The sequence below is a fragment of the Flavobacterium nackdongense genome (assembly GCF_004355225.1).
Taxonomy (GTDB): Bacteria; Bacteroidota; Bacteroidia; order Flavobacteriales; family Flavobacteriaceae; genus Flavobacterium; species Flavobacterium nackdongense.
Map to the genome: position 1 here is coordinate 1,282,146 of NZ_CP037933.1, position 16,740 is coordinate 1,298,885.

Consider the following 16,740-nt stretch of genomic DNA (forward strand, 5'->3'; position numbering starts at 1 on the left):
GATGTCACAAAACATAAAAAACGCGCTAATTTTGGCAGTTGTCGTCGGCACTATTCTAAATGCAATCAATAGTTATGATTTGATTTTGGAAGGAAATTGGAGCAGTAGAACTATAATTAAAATTATTTTGACCTACATAACTCCCTTTTGTGTTTCCCTATATTCATCGAATAAAGCAACCAAATCATTCAAAACTCAAATTAAAACCCATCCAGTTACAGAATCGTAACTGGATTTTTTAATTCTATTTTATCGTTACATATGAAAAACACCATTTCACAAAGAGTAGCCGACTTTTTAAGAAACTATCCCCCTTTCAGTTTTTTGAAACCAAGAGATTTAGAAATAATTTCGCAACAAATTAGCATTATTTACAAAGAAAAAGACAGTGTAATCTTTGCAGTTAATGAAGATACTCACGATAGTTTTTATGTCGTACACAAAGGAGCGGTGACCCTTAAAGCGGACCAAGAAACGGACATTATGGACATGTGCGACGAAGGAGATATTTTTGGTTTAAGACCCCTTATTGCCAATGAAAATTATAAAATGGAAGCGAGAACTTATGAAGAAACCATTCTTTATGCCATTCCCATTCAGATTTTCAAACCTTATGCACTAGAAAACAAGGCGGTTGGTAATTTTCTGATTGAAAGCTTTGCATCCAATACTTTGAACCCGTTTTCTAAAAGTCATAGAGGAAAATTATACGGCGAGGAAATTGAAACTGATACAAAATTATTGGACTTGCAAGAAGTCAAATATTCTAAAAAAATAATCAGTTGTTATCCTACAAATAGTGCAAAAGAAGTCGCTAAAATTATGCTCGACAAAAATGTAGGTGCGATTCTTGTCGTCGAAGATTCGCTTCCCATTGGCATCATTACGGACAAAGATCTAAGAAACAAAATTGTTACGGGACAATTCCCTATTACCACCCCGGCAGCAGAAATAATGACGTCACCCGTTATTACTTATCCCACCAAAATGACCATTACGCAGGCACAAATGGCCATGATGAAAAGTGATATTAGTCATTTATGCCTCACCCTAGACGGAACTGCAAATTCCAAAGCAGTTGGCATATTATCTAAACATGATGTGATGGTGTCGATAGGCAACAATCCAGCCGTTTTGTTACGAGCCATAAAACGAGCTAAGAAATTCAAGAAAATCAAGCTTATTCGAGTAGGTATTATGCAATTACTTCGCGGCTATTTGGACCAAAATATTCCGATGATGCTGACCTCAAAAATAATTTCAGAATTGAATGACGCCTGTACTAAGCAGGTAATCGCCATCGTGCTGAACAAAATGGATACTCCTCCACCTGTAAAATTTTCGTGGTTAGCCTTGGGAAGTCAAGGAAGGAGTGAACAATTATTGCAAACCGACCAAGACAATGCTCTTGTTTATGAGGATGTTCCTGCCCCATTAGAAGCCCAAACTAAAAAATACTTTTTAGAATTGGCCACTAAAATCACCAAAGGACTTTTTGAAATTGGGTACGAATATTGCCCTGCCGAAATGATGGCATCCAACCCCAATTGGTGTTTAAGTCTCAGCGAATGCCAAGAAAAAGTGCGCCATTGGATTACCAATACCGGAAAAAATGAAGTGTTACTATCGTTCATTTTCTTTGATTATAGTTTAGTTTATGGCGACAGGGATTTGGTAAACGATTTGTCTGATTATATCTTCGAGCAGGTCAAAGCAAATCCAACTTTTTATATTCACCTAGTCAGTGGCGCATTGCAAAGTCCATCACCGACCGGTTTTTTTAGAGAATTTCTATTGGAGCAAGATGGAGCCAACAAAGACTTTTTCAATATAAAAAACCGTGCATTAATGCCGTTAGCCGATGCAGCGAGAGTTTTAATCCTTTCGCACTCCATAAAATCAATTAGTAATACCGTAGAACGTTTTGAAAAATTGGCCGAGCTAGAACCACAGAATAGTGAATTGTATCTATCTTGTGCATCTTCCTATAAAATTTTATTGCGTTTTAGAACCAATCAAGGCCTTTTGCATAATGACTCTGGGCAGTTTATCGCTTTGGAAACTTTATCAAAAGCTGAAAAAATAAAATTAAAGAGTACCTTTAAAACCATCAAAGAGTTACAAGAAATCATCCGAGTACGATTTAATACTTCAAACCTATTGTAATGGACTTTTTAACAAAAATAAAAAACTTCCTTTTCACACTTGTCGGTCGTTCTCCTCAACGCGTAGCGGATGAAATTCAAGGAGATATCCATTCGACTCGTTTTGTAGTTCTGGATACGGAAACGACTGGTTTTGATTATGAAAAAGACCGAATTTTGTGCATAGGTGCTATTGTTTTGCAAAATTATAAGATTCCAATTCAGGAAAGTTTGGAAATTTATATTCAGCAGGAACATTACAACCAATCTACGGCACAAATTCACGGAATATTACGAGCATCGGTATTGGATCGTCCTTATGAATTAGAGGCTTTACAGCAATTGATCGATTTTTTAGGCGACTCTATCATCGTGGCACATCATACCCATTTTGATATCACAATGATTAATAAGGCTTTGGAAAGAAATGGATTATCCAAATTAAAAAACAAAACGCTAGACACAGGTCTGTTATACAAAAAAACCTTATTGAACTCTCCCTTATTACCCAGAAAAGACAATTACAGCCTCGACGACCTTGCTGATAAATTTGACATTTCAAAAAAAGACAGACATACTGCAATGGGAGATGCCTATATAACGGCAATCGCGTTTTTGAAAATAGTGAACAAACTGAAAGATAAAAAAGGATTTAGCTTACAACAATTATTTAAATATTGATGTAAAACTAAATCCTTGAAAATTGTTACTAATTAAAATAAGGTAATTTGACCGTCGTCATTGAGCTGAACATCATCATCGGCATCCGTTCCAGACCCAACTGCTGTGTCCCCTTCGACCTCTAATTCTTCCGGAATCACTTCTTCAGGTTCTTCGTACGGCAATGGATCCAAAAGATTCACTTGCTTCAATTTATCCGAAGTCAATTGATTTCCGAGTGCTTTAAAACCTTTCACGGCGATAAAATTCTCGATATCTACGATTTGATTTTCTTTTTGAACGCCTTTTACTTTGGTAAAAACCAATTCAGCCATCGGACGATAATCAGTTGAGACGATTTCGAGTTGCGATTTGGGGTGTTCTGTAATAAAGCTCTCTTCTTTTCCTTCACTTTCTATCAAGAAACGTTTTACATAATAACGTTCTTTTTCACCATCATAATAAATCGCTGAAATTGGTTTCTTAGGATGCCATTTTTCTAAAACTACCATATCTTCATCAAAATGTGTGGATAATTCGGGAATCATTACTTTCAATTTTCCCGATTGCGAAATCACAAGAATTTTGTCATTGGGTCTAAATTCTCCCAATAATTCACCTCTAGCATCTACGTTTAGGCGCTGTACTGTATCGTCGAACCATATTTTTCTCGGCAATAAAGTCGAAATTCCCTTCTCCTTGATTTCAATTTTCTTAATAGGATATTTAGAAACTAAGTTCCCTTTCGAGGCGCGCCCTTTAATGGCAATGCCAGCAAAATCCAGATCCCATTTCAGTTTTTTAATACTTCCTATTTGACGTAATAATATGGTTATAACTTCGGCTTCACCATTGGGATTACAGGTAAAATAAAGAATCTGCGAACCCTTATTTTCATTGGTCAAATCATACAATTTATCCCGAGTAACCCCCGAAACATTGAAACGTTTTATATAGGCTGGACCCGACTTTCCGTCGCGATAAATCATATTATAAATAGTCCGTTTGTCGCTCTTGTCAAAAACGGCAACGTGAATAATATCTTTTCCAACGAATTTCTTATCATCGACTTTGCTGATCATCATACTACCGTCTCGGAGAAAAACAATCACATCATCAATATCGGAACAGTCGGTAACATATTCGTCCTTCTTCAACCCTGTTCCTATGAAACCTTCTGCCCTATTGACAAAAAGTTTGGTGTTGCGCAAGGCAACTTTTGTCGCTTCGATATTGTCAAAACCACGCAATTCTGTTTGGCGCTCTCTGCCTTTCCCGTATTTCTCTTTTAATTTGGTAAAATAGGCAATGGCAAAATCGGTCAAGTTGGCTAAATTAAATTCCACTTCCTTCATTTCGTCCTCCAACTTAGCGATGAAATCATCAGCCTTGTCCGAATCGAAACGGGTAATGCGAATCATCGGAATTTGAGTCAATCGCTGTAAATCATCATCGTTAATTTCACGAACAAATGATTTCACAAAAGGCTCAAAACGATCGTACATATATTTGTAAAGTGCCTCTCTATCAGAATATAATTTGAAATCAATGTACATTTCTTCACGAATGAAGATTTTTTCTAATGTGGAAAAATGCCACTTATTTTTGAGTTCTTCTAATTGAATTTCTAACTCTGCTTTGAGTAATTCAACCGTTCTAGCTGTCGAAATTTTCAACATTTCCGAAACACCTACGAACAAAGGTTTATTATCTTCAATCACACAGCCCAATGGCGCCACCGAAGTTTCGCAGGCTGTAAAAGCAAACAAGGCATCGATGGTTTTATCTGGAGAAACTCCAGGGTAAAGATGAATTAAAATCTCGACCTCCGCAGCGGTATTGTCTTCAATTTTTTTGATTTTGATTTTGCCTTTTTCATTGGCTTTCAAAATACTATCAATCAAAGTGGTCGTATTGGTCGAAAACGGAATCTGGGTAATAACTAAAGTGTTTTTGTCCAATTGAGCAATTTTGGCACGAACCCGAACTCGACCGCCACGCATTCCATCATTGTAATTGGAAACGTCGGCAATACCAGCTGTCAAAAAATCTGGGTAAAGCGTGAAAGATTTTCCTTTTAATATTTTTATTGAAGCGTCTATTAATTCATTGAAATTGTGTGGCAAGACTTTGGTCGAAAGTCCCACGGCAATCCCTTCGGCGCCTTGTGCCAAAAGCAATGGAAATTTTACAGGCAGATTGTTCGGCTCAGCACGACGCCCATCATAGGAAACACCCCAATCGGTAATTTTTGGAGAATACAAAACCTCTAAAGCAAATTTCGACAAACGCGCTTCGATATAACGAGAAGCCGCAGCACCATCTCCCGTGAGGATATTTCCCCAGTTTCCCTGACAATCGATTAGCAATTCTTTTTGGCCAATTTGTACCATCGCATCACCAATGCTTTGGTCTCCGTGCGGATGGTATTGCATCGTGTGCCCCACAACGTTCGCCACCTTATTGTAACGACCGTCATCCAACTCTTTAAGAGAGTGCATAATTCTACGCTGAACGGGTTTGAAACCGTCCTCAATCGCAGGAACGGCACGCTCCAGAATTACATAGGAAGCATAATCCAAAAACCAATCTTTGTACATTCCTGTTACTTTGGTTATGGTGTCCTCGCTGTTTTCGTCGTTCTCGTAGAAATGATTTCCTCCCGAACGGATGATGTCTTCGAATCCTTCTTCGGTTGTGGATTCGTTCAACTCTTCGTTATTCTCGTCTTCGTTTGGAATAATGTTGTCTTCTTCTTCGTCTTTCATTTATTTTGATTCCGAAATTAATTTTATTAAATCTTCCTTAGTTGGAAGAACCATTTTGTATTTACTGGCAAAAATTTGCTCGTTATTCTCTGGCAAAGTATATTCTACAACCAAATCACTTTTATTTTGGCAAAGCACAATTCCTATCGTTTTGTTTTCATCCTCTAAACGCATTTCTCTGTCATAATAATTTACATACATTTGCATCTGACCCAAATCTTGATGTTTTAATTCGCCAATTTTCAGATCAATCAAAACAAATGATTTTAAAATTCTGTTATAGAAAACCAAATCAATTTTAAAATGTTTATCATCAAAAGTAATTCGCTTTTGTCTAGCTACAAATGTAAAACCGTGTCCCAATTCTAATAAAAAATGCTCTAATTTATTGATAATTTCTTCTTCCAACTCTGACTCAGAATATTGATGTAATTCTGGCAATCCAAGAAATTCAAGAATATAGGGATCTTTGATAAGATCTTTTGGTTTCTCAATAATCTGCCCTTGTTCCGAAAGTTTTAAAACACCTTCCTTGTCTCGACTTAAGGTCAATCTTGTGTAAAGTGCCGAATCGTATTGTCGTTTTAATTCCCGAACGCTCCAATTGTATTTTTCGGATTCTATTTCGTAAAAACGTCTTTCGTTTTCATCGTCAATTCGCATTAGAAACGAATAATGAGACCAAGTAAGTTTGAAAATAGAAAATAATGTTTGAGAATTCAATTCCGCAGACACTGTCTGCGGAATGTTATCAAGCAATTGCGCAGACACTGTCTGCGTTTTTTGAATATCGAAAATCCGCAACACTGTTGCGGAATTTGAATAAATCAAATAAAACTTTCTAATTTGCTCTAAATTCCTTAATGAAAAACCTTTCCCAAACTCATTCGTTAACTGTTCCGAAAGTCCTTTTAGAATTTGTTTTCCGTATTCCGCTCGGTCTTTTCCACTTTGTTCTTCTTCCACAATCATTTTTCCAATTTCAAAATACGTACAAACCATTGTTGAATTTACAGTACGTAAAACCTGTTGCCGAGCATTTTGCAAAAGCTCAGCTACTTGTTGGAACAACATTTTATTTTGAAGGTCTTCTGACATTTTTTTAACTTTCAGTTTTTCTTTTGTACAAAGTTTTACCAACTCTTTGTATGTGTTCAATTAAACTTTCAGATTTTAATTCTTTAAAAATAGAAATATCAAATTTATATGGGATATAACTATCATCTAACTTATGCCACAATTTATTTAAATCTTCTCTACTAATATTTCCCTTTAAAGTAATATCAATATCTGAACCTTCTCTATAATTACCTTTAGCTCTAGACCCATAAATAATAACCTCATCGATAGAAGAACAACTATCAATTATTTTTAAAATTTCTTGGTGGCTTTTAGGATAGATACCAAACATTATCGTAAGCTAGTCATTTTAGTAAAAAACAAATTAAACTCTTTTATGTATTTTTGGGAAACACTTTCTAAAATTTGTCTCAATGTTGCTTCATCATAAGTATGTGATGATAAATTCCTACTTTTAATCATTTCCATCCATACTTCACCATCTTGAATCAATCCCACTTTAAAAGCTTCACGAATTGCGTCTCTACTTCCATTTATTTCAAAATTACCCTGATAATTCAAATAATCTTTCATCAATTTCCAGGATAATTCGTGTGTAAATTCAAATCTTTGCACAAAACCCTCTTTTTGCAAATCATCCATCTTTTCGTAACCAATTGATACAGCAATGTTTAAAAGCTTTAAAGCATTGCTATAATGTTCAAATCTCTGTTTCCAACGAATGTCTTGATTTTCCATTATTTCCCAGTTTAATTAGCCTCCATTGTATCCAATTCCACCTTCAAATTATTGATGATAAAATCTTGTCGATCGGGTGTGTTTTTTCCCATATAGAAAGACAACAATTGTTCAATTGAAGTGTTTTTATCCATCATAATGGGATCCAAACGAATCGTATCTCCAATAAAATTCTTGAATTCGTCTGGCGATATTTCTCCCAATCCCTTGAATCGAGTGATTTCTGGTTTTGGTTTCAGTTTTTCGATAGCGTCTTTTCGTTCTTCTTCAGAATAACAATAAATGGTTTCTTTCTTGTTTCGAACCCTAAAAAGCGGGGTTTGCAAAATATACAAATGGCCTTCTTTGATCAATTCCGGGAAAAATTGAAGGAAAAAAGTAATCAGCAACAATCGAATGTGCATCCCATCGACATCGGCATCGGTGGCGATTACAATGTTGTTGTAACGCAGGTTTTCCATATCGTCTTCGATATCCAAAGCCGCCTGCAAGAGATTGAATTCTTCGTTTTCATACACAATTTTCTTGCTCATTCCATACGAATTCAAAGGCTTTCCACGCAAACTGAAAACGGCTTGCGTATTGACATCACGTGATTTGGTAATCGAGCCGGAAGCCGAATCTCCCTCGGTGATGAAAAGCGTGCTTTCTAGGTTTCTTGGGTTTTTCGTATCGGTCAAATGCGCGCGACAATCCCGTAATTTCTTGTTGTGCAGATTGGCTTTTTTGGCTCTATCCTTGGCCAACTTTCGAATGCCAGACAATTCTTTGCGTTCGCGTTCCGCTTGCATAATTTTGCGCAATAAAGCATCGGCCGTTTCGGGATTTTTGTGCAAATAATTGTCTAATTTGTTTTTGACAAAATCATTGACAAAGGTACGTACCGAAGGCATTCCGGGCTCTGAACCGATTTCTGTTGAACCTAATTTAGTCTTGGTTTGCGATTCGAAAACAGGCTCCATTACTTTGATACTGATCGCCGTCACGATAGATTTACGCACATCCGAAGCTTCGAACGGTTTGTTATAAAACTCCCGAATAGTTTTGACAAGCGCTTCGCGATAAGCAGCCAAATGGGTTCCTCCTTGAGTGGTATTTTGTCCGTTGACGAAAGAGTGGTATTCCTCGCTGTATTGTGTTTTGCTATGCGTCAAAGCAATTTCGATGTCGCCTTCTTTGAGATGAATGATTGGGTATTCCAAATCTTCCACATTGATGGTTTCTTCTAATAAATCTTTCAATCCATTTTCAGAAAAATATTTTTCACCATTGAACAAAATAGTCAAACCATTGTTCAGATAGCAATAGTTTTTGAGCATTTTAACTACATATTCCATTCGGAATTTGTAATTTTTGAAAATCAATTCGTCTGGAATGAAGGTAACTTTGGTCCCTTTTCGTTTGGTGGTATCTATAATTTCTTCGTCTAAAACCAAATTTCCACCTGAAAATTCGGCCGCTTTTTGTTTTTCATCACGAACCGATTCCACTCGGAAATAATTGGACAAAGCATTCACAGCTTTTGTTCCGACACCATTCAATCCAACAGATTTCTTGAAGGCGAGCGAATCATATTTTCCTCCCGTATTCATCTTTGAAACTACATCAATCACTTTCCCCAAAGGAATTCCACGACCGTAATCGCGAACGGAAACCGTTTTGTCTTTGATGGTTACCTCGATGGTTTTCCCGGCTCCCATAACGAATTCGTCTATACAGTTGTCCAGGACTTCCTTGAGAAGAATATAAATACCATCGTCAGGTGAAGAACCGTCACCGAGTTTTCCGATGTACATTCCGGGACGCATTCTGATGTGTTCTTTCCAGTCGAGTGACCGAATATTATCTTCGTTATACTGGGTTTGATCTGACATTTTTGATTTTATCGAATTTATCTGTGTTTTATTTTGCCAATACTTCTCGCATCAGCCACGTCTGCTAATATAGTGTAATTTGATAAAATTTGAAAGAGGAAACATCAAAGTTATTAAGAATGTTTTTGACAGTGGATTTTGGATTGCAGATTGCAGATTTTAGATTGCAGATTTTAGAAAACAGAAAATAGAGCAAAGACTAGGCGAATTGACATTTAAAAATCCTTTACAATTCCCTTCAACTCATTATCCAATTCCAGATTCGAAATTTTCCCGTTTTCAACATCAAAATTATCGTTGAAACTTGGCAATGAAAAAATCCCTTTTAGGATAGCGCCAAAACGCGGAAAATTACTTTTAGCTATTTCAAGAACCGATGCTCCTCCTCTACCACCAGGCGAAGTTGCCATTAGTAACATTGGTTTTTCTTGAAAGACTTTTCCATTGATTCTGGAACACCAGTCGAAAACATTTTTGAACGCAACAGAATAATTTCCGTTGTTTTCTGCTAGGGAAACTACCAAAATATCGGCAATGGAAATTTTATCTAAAAAGGCTTTCGCTAAAGAATGCTGACCGATCTCCTTTTCGACATCAACACTAAATAATGGCATTTGAAAATCGTTTAAATCCAAAACTTCGACTTCGGGGTTTTCGAAAAGAGAAGAAGCATAGGTTGCTAATTTTTTATTGATAGAATGCAGGCTATTACTTCCGGCAAAGGCGATGATTTTCATAGTAAATATTTTTTTCTAAATGTAAAACAAAAAATGAAAAATTGAAAACTACTACTATTAACCCGTTGGGTGAAATTATTAAATTTTTAGAAATAGTAAAATTGAAACGCATAGAATCATAGAAAAAAGAGTTGGATAGCCCAGTTCTTGGGTTCACATAGCTATGATTTACTAAAATCAAGCGAAGCGTCTTAATAAAATTAATAAAAAACTATGATTCTATGTGTTTAAAAAAATTAAATTGAATTACACCCAACGGGTTACTATTAATAGTATTTGCTCACTTTTCTATATTCAGAATCCATCCCCAATCGCTTTAAATTTAAGATTCGTTTGAACTCATTTCTAGACGGTTTAATAATAAATGAAGAAGAGTCCAACATTGTCGATTTGACTATTATCAAAGAATCTATTCGCTTTAAATCCTCATCAGAATAGATGTATTTTATTTTTAAACTATTTTTTTCTACACTGATCGATTTGACAGTCCAATAAATAGAATCTTTGTAATTTAGGACTAATTTGCCATCAAATCGTTTGGCTTTCTGTGTTGGTGAAAAGATAAAAAAAGTGTCAATTTTTTTACTTGACAATTCGATGGAATCTTTGAGTTGTCTAAAATCAAATACTTCATTATCGTCTTTAGCAACCCACTTTCCATTTGAAAGAACAAATTCATTTCTCAGGGAATCAATGTAGTTGTTATGAAACTTGAACTTAAAAAAACTTTCAGTTAGGATAATATCGTCCTTGATATTCAAATATAATGAATCAGAATTCATAAACAATCCCTTAAATTTATTGGGGATTTTAGACAATTCAGTATCATTTATCGGTTGAGGATTTTCAAAATAAAAACGGAGTCCGATTGGAGCTTCTTCAGCTCTTTTACAAGAAAGAAAAGCTAATATTCCCAATATTAAAATATATTTTTTCATTAGTATTTATTTTGACTAAAAATACTAAAAATCGGAATACCAATTAAATAAAAAAACTGCCCAATTGCTTGAACAGTTTTGTCTATTTTCTTTATTCTTTATTCTATTTTCTGCTTACACATTAAATCTAAAGTGCATCACATCGCCATCTTTCACCACATATTCTTTTCCTTCGACCTTGAATTTTCCGGCTTCTTTGCATTTGGCTTCAGAACCATAATTGACGAAATCCTCGTACGAAATCACTTCGGCGCGGATGAATCCTTTTTCGAAATCGGTGTGGATTACTCCAGCAGCTTGTGGGGCTGTCGCACCAATATTGATAGTCCAAGCACGCACTTCTTTGACACCAGCCGTAAAATACGTTTGTTGCTTCAATAATTTATAAGCGGCACGAATCAGAACTGCTGAACCGGGTTCTGTTAGTCCCATATCTTCCAAGAAAACCTGACGTTCTTCGTAGCTTTCCAATTCAGTGATATCAGCTTCGGCTCCAACCGAAAGAACGATTACCTCAGCGTCTTCATCTTGGACCAATTCACGAACTTTATCCACATAAGCGTTACCGTTTACAGCTGAATTTTCATCTACATTACAAACGTATAAAACAGGTTTTGCAGTAATCAGTTGAAAACCTTCCATCAGAACTTCCTCGTCGTTAGATTGTGGCACAACAGTTCTTGCTGATTTTGCTTGCAATAATGTTTCTCGAATTCGGTCTAAAAGCGCTTTTTCGACTTGAGCTTCTTTATTTCCGGTTTTGGCAGCGCGATTCACTTTTTCGAGACGTTTTTCAACGTTTTCCAAATCTTTCAATTGGAGTTCGATATCAATCGTTTCTTTGTCACGAATTGGATCTACATTTCCGTCAACGTGCACAATATTGTCATTGTCAAAACAACGCAAAACGTGGATTATAGCATTACATTCTCTGATATTTCCAAGGAATTGATTGCCTAAACCCTCCCCTTTACTAGCCCCTTTTACCAAACCTGCGATATCCACGATATCCACAGTTGCCATTTGAACACGTTCTGGTTTTACTAATTCTTCTAATTTATTGATTCTAGGATCGGGTACATTGACCACTCCTATATTAGGTTCTATGGTACAAAACGGAAAGTTGGCACTTTGCGCTTTGGCATTGGACAAACAATTGAATAATGTTGATTTTCCAACATTGGGTAATCCTACAATTCCTGCTTTCATTATAGTGTTATTTTTTTTAAAAGTGTGCAAATATAAGATTAAAAAAAAGGTTTAGCACATTAAAAACGATAGATTAATGGTATACCGCTAATTTTTATTGAAAAAATAAGCCATTCAGCAAATGTTTTGTTAAAAACGTATATATTGCAAACTATTACTAAACCAAAGTCAAATTAAAAACCGATTATTTATGAAAAAAATCACATTGTTGCTATTGTTTTTATGCACCACATTTCTTTTTGCACAAAAAGAAATTTCCGGAATTGTAAGAGACCATTCTGGAGCCGTTTTACCAGGTGTAAATGTATACGAAAAAGGAACTAAAAATGGAGTTTCAACGGATATTGATGGAGTTTATAAGATAAAAGTGGAAGAGGGTGCCACTCTTGTTTTTAGCTACATAGGATACAAATCTATTGCTAAAAGCGTTATTGGCAGTACGATTGATATTGTTTTAGATGCTGATGGCCAACAAGAATTGCAAGAAGTTCAAATTGTAGGTTCCAGAAATACCAAAAGAACGGTTGTCAACTCTGCGGTGCCTATTGATATTATAGATGTAAAAACCGTGACTACACAAAGCGGAAAGTTAGAAATTAATGAATTATTGCAATATGTTGCGCCTTCCTTTAATGCCAATAAACAATCCGGTTCAGACGGTGCCGACCACGTAGATCCCGCTTCTTTGAGAGGAATGGGACCTGATCAAACTTTGGTTTTGATTAACGGAAAAAGAAGACATCAATCGTCATTGATTAACCTTTTTGGAACTCGTGGAAGAGGAAATACTGGAACCGATTTAAATGCAATTCCTGCATCTTCCATTAAGAGAATTGAAATTTTGAGAGATGGTGCTGCTGCGCAATACGGTTCAGATGCCATATCCGGTGTAATAAATATTGTATTGAACGACAATATCAATGAACTGACAGGAGCAGTTTCCTTTGGGGTTTATAATACGGATGCACAAGGTGATTTCCCGGCAGGAACAGCAAATACAAAAGATTTTAGATTGGACACCAATGGAAATGGAAATAGCTTTGGTAAAAACAAACAATTTGATGGTGCTTCGACAAAAATTACGGCAAATTACGGAACTGGCTTAGGAAAAAAGGGCGGTTTTGTGAACTTTACCGGTGAATTTTTAAACAAAGAAAAAACCTTAAGACCTGGTTTTGACTTTAGAAAAGGATTTGGTGAAGCCAGCATTGTCGGCGCAAATTTTATGGCTAATTTATCACTTCCGGTTTCGGATAAAATTGACTTTTATGCCTTTGGAGGTAGAAATTATAGAGACACCGATGCCTACGCATTTACCAGAAATGATGGTGAAAGAGTGGTTGAATCTATCTATCCAGGTGGTTTCACCCCGCGAATTACTTCCATAATTGTTGACAACGCTATTGCCGCTGGTTTCAAAACCAAAACTGCTAGCGGATGGAATATTGATTTAAGCAATACATACGGCAAAAATGTTTTTGATTACACCATCAAAGGAACTTTAAATGCTTCGCTAGAAGGTGCCTCCCCAACTCGTTTCGATGCTGGTGGACATAGTCTTAGTCAAAACACATTAAATTTAGATTTTTCTAAAAACTATTCTTCAGTATTTCAAGGAATGAATCTTGCCTTTGGAGCAGAATACAGAACAGAGAACTTCGAAATTTTTGCTGGTGAAGTGGGCTCTTATGCAACTTATGATACCAATGGAAATCCAATTACCAATCCATTAACTCAATCTGCACCTATTGACCCTATTTCTGGCGAACCAAGACCGGGTGGCTCACAAGGTTTTCCTGGCTATAGCCCAAAAAACGTGGTTGATGAATCTCGCTCTAATTTTTCGGCCTATGTTGATGCTGAATTTGACATTACAAAAAATCTACTTGTAAGCACAGCTGTTCGTTTTGAAAATTATAGCGATTTTGGAAGTACTATCAATGGAAAAATTTCTTCAAGATTTAAAATTTCGGATGCTGTAAATTTGAGAGGCTCCATTAGTACCGGATTCAGAGCACCTTCCCTAGCTCAAATTTATTACAATACCAGTTTTACCAATTTTAGCAGTTCAGGAGCCACCGAAGTTTTGCTTTCGGCCAATGATAGTCCGGTCACCAAGGCATTTGGTATAGAATCATTAAATGAAGAGAAAGCCTTGAATGCCTCCTTAGGTTTTACAGTAACCAAAGGTAACTTTACGGCAACTATTGACGGCTATATGATTAATGTAAAAGACCGAATTGTACTGACAGGCTATTTTGATGCATCATCATTAGGCTTGAATGTAGATGCGGCTCAGTTTTTTGTGAATGGAGCCGACACTAAAACAAGAGGTCTGGATGTCGTATTGGCTTGGAAAAAGAAATTTAACGAAAACACTTTTGGTGCGACATTGACCGGAAATATTAATCATATGGAGATTACTGAGGTTAAAAACGGAAATCTTGATGAACAGACTTTCTTTGGCGAACGTGATAAAGCCTTCTTATTGGCATCGGCACCTGAAAGCAAATTTGGATTGAATCTTACCTATGACAGAAAATGGTTTAATGCTGGTTTATCGTTCACACGATTCAGTGAAGTGAAATTATTAGATTATCAAATGTACGAAGACGTCGCCGATTATGGAAGTTTTGCTGACCAAATTGTAGCAGCAACAGATACTTACAGTGCAAAAATGGTTACGGATTTGACTTTTGGATTTAGACTTTCCAAATCACTTAAATTAACCGTTGGCGGTAATAATATTTTCAATATTTATCCTGACCAACAAGACGACTGGGTTGAAGCGGGCGGATATTGGGATGCAGTTCAAATGGGATTCAGCGGAGCTTATTACTATACAAGGTTAGGATTTAGCTTTTAATGAATTTTAAAAATAAATAATGAAGGGCTGTCTTATCAATAGCCCTTTTTTATTTGAAATGCCCTTTAAGTAGCATAAAAAAATCCTGAAGTAGACCTCGAGGATTTAATTATACTTCGATATTTTCTTATTCGTTATGCAAAAACGCTTGTCTGGCAAGCAATGTTTCTTCGCTTTCTACGTGATTATCATCCGGAATACAACAGTCTACAGGACAAACTGCGGCACATTGCGGTTCACTGTGGAATCCCTTGCATTCAGTACATTTTCCAGGAACGATATAATAAATATCGTCAGAAATAGGAGTTTGCGCTTCGTCTGCATCGACTTCTTCGCCTGATGGTAAAACTACTTTTCCTTTGATTCTAGTCCCATCTTTATATCGCCAATCGTCTGCGCCTTCGTATATTGCAGTATTTGGACATTCTGGTTCACAGGCACCGCAATTGATGCACTCGTCTGTTATAATAATTGCCATATCTATATTGTTTTTGGTTTATATACTGAATTGTAAAGTTTTCAGGGCTTTAGAACACCATTCGAAGCTATTGCCTAAAGCTAATAAAAAGCTTATTTTTGCCAAAAATACAATCAAAACTTTTCAAATACAAATTACAGATGCTACAAAACGATAAAAAAAATGGATTTATTGAATTAGGGCGATTTTTAAGTCAGTTTTCCGAGAAAGAGTCTACTATGGATCCATCCGTTTTGCAAAACGATTTGTTTTTTGAAGATTTTGAAAACTTAATTCAACTTTCGCAATCGCATAACGGTTGGTACACGCCTGAAAACGTAATTTTTGCCGTGCAATCTTGGGCAACAGCTTTGACTGAAGAAAACCTCGAAAAGTGGCTGTCCGCCTATAATTTTGATAAGGTAAAACCCAAAACCGTCGGGCTCATTTTAGCGGGAAACATTCCATTGGTAGGTTTTCACGATTTTTTATCTGTTTTAATTTCTGGTCATAATGTGGTCATAAAAACATCGTCTAACGATCAGTTTTTGTTGCCATTTTTAGCCAAATACCTCATTGCCGTCGAACCCTCATTTGCGAACAAAATTAGCTTTGTCGAAGGGAAACTAGAAAATTTTGATGCAATAATCGCCACCGGAAGTGACAATACGGCTCGTTATTTCGAATATTATTTTAGGGACAAACCGAGTATTATTCGCAAAAACAGAAATTCGGTTGCTGTACTAAACGGAAAGGAAACCAAAGAACAACTCCTAGCGTTGGGTGAAGATATTTTCAGGTATTTTGGCTTGGGATGCCGCAATGTTTCGAAACTTTTTGTACCAAAAGGCTATTCCTTTGATGCGTTTTTTGAAGCAATTTTCGACTATCAGGACATCATTCATTATGAAAAATACGCCAACAATTACGATTACAACAAAGCAGTTTTCCTGATGAGCAATTTCAAATTATTAGACAATGGCTTTTTGACCATTAAGGAAGATGTTAGTTATGCTTCACCGATTTCGAGTGTGTTTTACGAATACTACGATAGCATCGCAGCAGTACAAATTCGATTACAATTAGAACAGGAAAAAATTCAATGTATTGTCAGTAACAATCTTGTCGAAAACAGTATTGCCTTTGGACAAACCCAAACGCCAAATTTATGGGATTATGCAGATAATGTGGATACAATCACATTTTTGTCAACAATCTAAAAAAAATCAAGCGAATTATTTCGAATTATTTAATGCATATTCGGGTCCG

At 36.2% G+C, this 16,740-nt stretch carries 14 protein-coding genes; 5 read left to right on the top strand and 9 right to left on the bottom strand.

Features of this window, described 5'->3' with window-relative positions; translation table 11 throughout:
* Position 1: 1 nt before the first annotated feature.
* From nrtS to E1750_RS05205, 3 genes are read left to right on the top strand one after another with little or no spacing between them, the layout of a single operon-like run.
* Positions 2-229: a nitrate/nitrite transporter NrtS gene (gene nrtS, locus E1750_RS05195; RefSeq protein WP_133275753.1), complete on the top strand. Its 228-nt coding sequence runs from the start codon at positions 2-4 to the stop codon at positions 227-229.
* Between the two features lie 32 nt (positions 230-261).
* On the top strand, positions 262-2,166 hold the full coding sequence (locus tag E1750_RS05200) for a DUF294 nucleotidyltransferase-like domain-containing protein (protein ID WP_133275754.1): 1,905 nt from the start codon (positions 262-264) through the stop codon (positions 2,164-2,166).
* Positions 2,166-2,825 carry a 3'-5' exonuclease gene (locus E1750_RS05205; protein ID WP_133275755.1) on the top strand — a complete coding sequence of 220 codons (660 nt, stop codon included), beginning with the start codon at positions 2,166-2,168 and terminating at the stop codon, positions 2,823-2,825. Before E1750_RS05200 ends, E1750_RS05205 begins: the two co-directional genes overlap by 1 nt.
* A gap of 32 nt (positions 2,826-2,857) precedes the next feature.
* On the opposite strand, the gene E1750_RS05210 is transcribed toward E1750_RS05205, so the two are convergent.
* From E1750_RS05210 to ychF, 8 genes are all read right to left on the bottom strand, one after another.
* Positions 2,858-5,572 (bottom strand): DNA gyrase/topoisomerase IV subunit A, encoded by a 2,715-nt coding sequence (locus tag E1750_RS05210; protein ID WP_133275756.1) that lies wholly within the window; start codon positions 5,570-5,572, stop codon positions 2,858-2,860.
* Positions 5,573-6,670 (bottom strand): PDDEXK nuclease domain-containing protein, encoded by a 1,098-nt coding sequence (locus E1750_RS05215; RefSeq protein ID WP_133275757.1) that lies wholly within the window; start codon positions 6,668-6,670, stop codon positions 5,573-5,575. It lies immediately after the preceding gene.
* A 4-nt stretch (positions 6,671-6,674) separates the two neighbouring features.
* Positions 6,675-6,983, bottom strand: a complete 309-nt coding sequence (locus E1750_RS05220) for a nucleotidyltransferase domain-containing protein (protein WP_133275758.1) — start codon at positions 6,981-6,983, stop codon at positions 6,675-6,677.
* Complete coding sequence (locus tag E1750_RS05225; RefSeq protein ID WP_133275759.1) at positions 6,983-7,390, bottom strand: nucleotidyltransferase substrate binding protein; 408 nt, start codon at positions 7,388-7,390, stop codon at positions 6,983-6,985. Before E1750_RS05225 ends, E1750_RS05220 begins: the two co-directional genes overlap by 1 nt.
* An 11-nt stretch (positions 7,391-7,401) precedes the next feature.
* Positions 7,402-9,264, bottom strand: a complete 1,863-nt coding sequence (locus E1750_RS05230) for a DNA topoisomerase IV subunit B (RefSeq protein WP_133275760.1) — start codon at positions 9,262-9,264, stop codon at positions 7,402-7,404.
* A 215-nt stretch (positions 9,265-9,479) separates the two neighbouring features.
* Entirely contained in the window at positions 9,480-10,001 is a 522-nt protein-coding gene (locus E1750_RS05235; protein ID WP_133275761.1) for an NADPH-dependent FMN reductase, read from the bottom strand.
* A 266-nt stretch (positions 10,002-10,267) separates the two neighbouring features.
* Positions 10,268-10,939 (bottom strand): hypothetical protein, encoded by a 672-nt coding sequence (locus tag E1750_RS05240; protein WP_133275762.1) that lies wholly within the window; start codon positions 10,937-10,939, stop codon positions 10,268-10,270.
* 114 nt (positions 10,940-11,053) lie between these two features.
* Positions 11,054-12,148, bottom strand: coding sequence for a redox-regulated ATPase YchF (gene ychF / locus E1750_RS05245; protein ID WP_133275763.1), 1,095 nt, complete (start codon positions 12,146-12,148; stop codon positions 11,054-11,056).
* A 190-nt stretch (positions 12,149-12,338) separates the two neighbouring features.
* On the opposite strand from ychF, the gene E1750_RS05250 reads away from it, so the two are divergent.
* Complete coding sequence (locus E1750_RS05250; protein WP_133275764.1) at positions 12,339-15,014, top strand: TonB-dependent receptor; 2,676 nt, start codon at positions 12,339-12,341, stop codon at positions 15,012-15,014.
* A 127-nt stretch (positions 15,015-15,141) separates the two neighbouring features.
* Here E1750_RS05250 and E1750_RS05255 read toward each other — a convergent pair whose 3' ends face one another.
* Positions 15,142-15,492, bottom strand: coding sequence for a 4Fe-4S dicluster domain-containing protein (locus tag E1750_RS05255; RefSeq protein ID WP_133275765.1), 351 nt, complete (start codon positions 15,490-15,492; stop codon positions 15,142-15,144).
* A gap of 140 nt (positions 15,493-15,632) precedes the next feature.
* Here E1750_RS05255 and E1750_RS05260 point away from each other — a divergent pair, with 140 nt between their 5' ends.
* Positions 15,633-16,691, top strand: coding sequence for an acyl-CoA reductase (locus E1750_RS05260; protein ID WP_133275766.1), 1,059 nt, complete (start codon positions 15,633-15,635; stop codon positions 16,689-16,691).
* Positions 16,692-16,740 lie beyond the last annotated feature (49 nt).

Excerpts from the sequence above, each read along its gene's own strand:
- nrtS (WP_133275753.1), top strand. The coding sequence starts at position 2 with ATGTCACAAAACATAAAAAACGCGCTAATTTTGGCAGTTGTCGTCGGC.
- E1750_RS05200 (WP_133275754.1), top strand. The coding sequence starts at position 262 with ATGAAAAACACCATTTCACAAAGAGTAGCCGACTTTTTAAGAAACTAT.
- E1750_RS05205 (WP_133275755.1), top strand. The coding sequence starts at position 2,166 with ATGGACTTTTTAACAAAAATAAAAAACTTCCTTTTCACACTTGTCGGT.
- E1750_RS05210 (WP_133275756.1), bottom strand. The coding sequence starts at position 5,572 with ATGAAAGACGAAGAAGAAGACAACATTATTCCAAACGAAGACGAGAAT.
- E1750_RS05215 (WP_133275757.1), bottom strand. The coding sequence starts at position 6,670 with ATGTCAGAAGACCTTCAAAATAAAATGTTGTTCCAACAAGTAGCTGAG.
- E1750_RS05220 (WP_133275758.1), bottom strand. The coding sequence starts at position 6,983 with ATGTTTGGTATCTATCCTAAAAGCCACCAAGAAATTTTAAAAATAATT.
- E1750_RS05225 (WP_133275759.1), bottom strand. The coding sequence starts at position 7,390 with ATGGAAAATCAAGACATTCGTTGGAAACAGAGATTTGAACATTATAGC.
- E1750_RS05230 (WP_133275760.1), bottom strand. The coding sequence starts at position 9,264 with ATGTCAGATCAAACCCAGTATAACGAAGATAATATTCGGTCACTCGAC.
- E1750_RS05235 (WP_133275761.1), bottom strand. The coding sequence starts at position 10,001 with ATGAAAATCATCGCCTTTGCCGGAAGTAATAGCCTGCATTCTATCAAT.
- E1750_RS05240 (WP_133275762.1), bottom strand. The coding sequence starts at position 10,939 with ATGAAAAAATATATTTTAATATTGGGAATATTAGCTTTTCTTTCTTGT.
- ychF (WP_133275763.1), bottom strand. The coding sequence starts at position 12,148 with ATGAAAGCAGGAATTGTAGGATTACCCAATGTTGGAAAATCAACATTA.
- E1750_RS05250 (WP_133275764.1), top strand. The coding sequence starts at position 12,339 with ATGAAAAAAATCACATTGTTGCTATTGTTTTTATGCACCACATTTCTT.
- E1750_RS05255 (WP_133275765.1), bottom strand. The coding sequence starts at position 15,492 with ATGGCAATTATTATAACAGACGAGTGCATCAATTGCGGTGCCTGTGAA.
- E1750_RS05260 (WP_133275766.1), top strand. The coding sequence starts at position 15,633 with ATGCTACAAAACGATAAAAAAAATGGATTTATTGAATTAGGGCGATTT.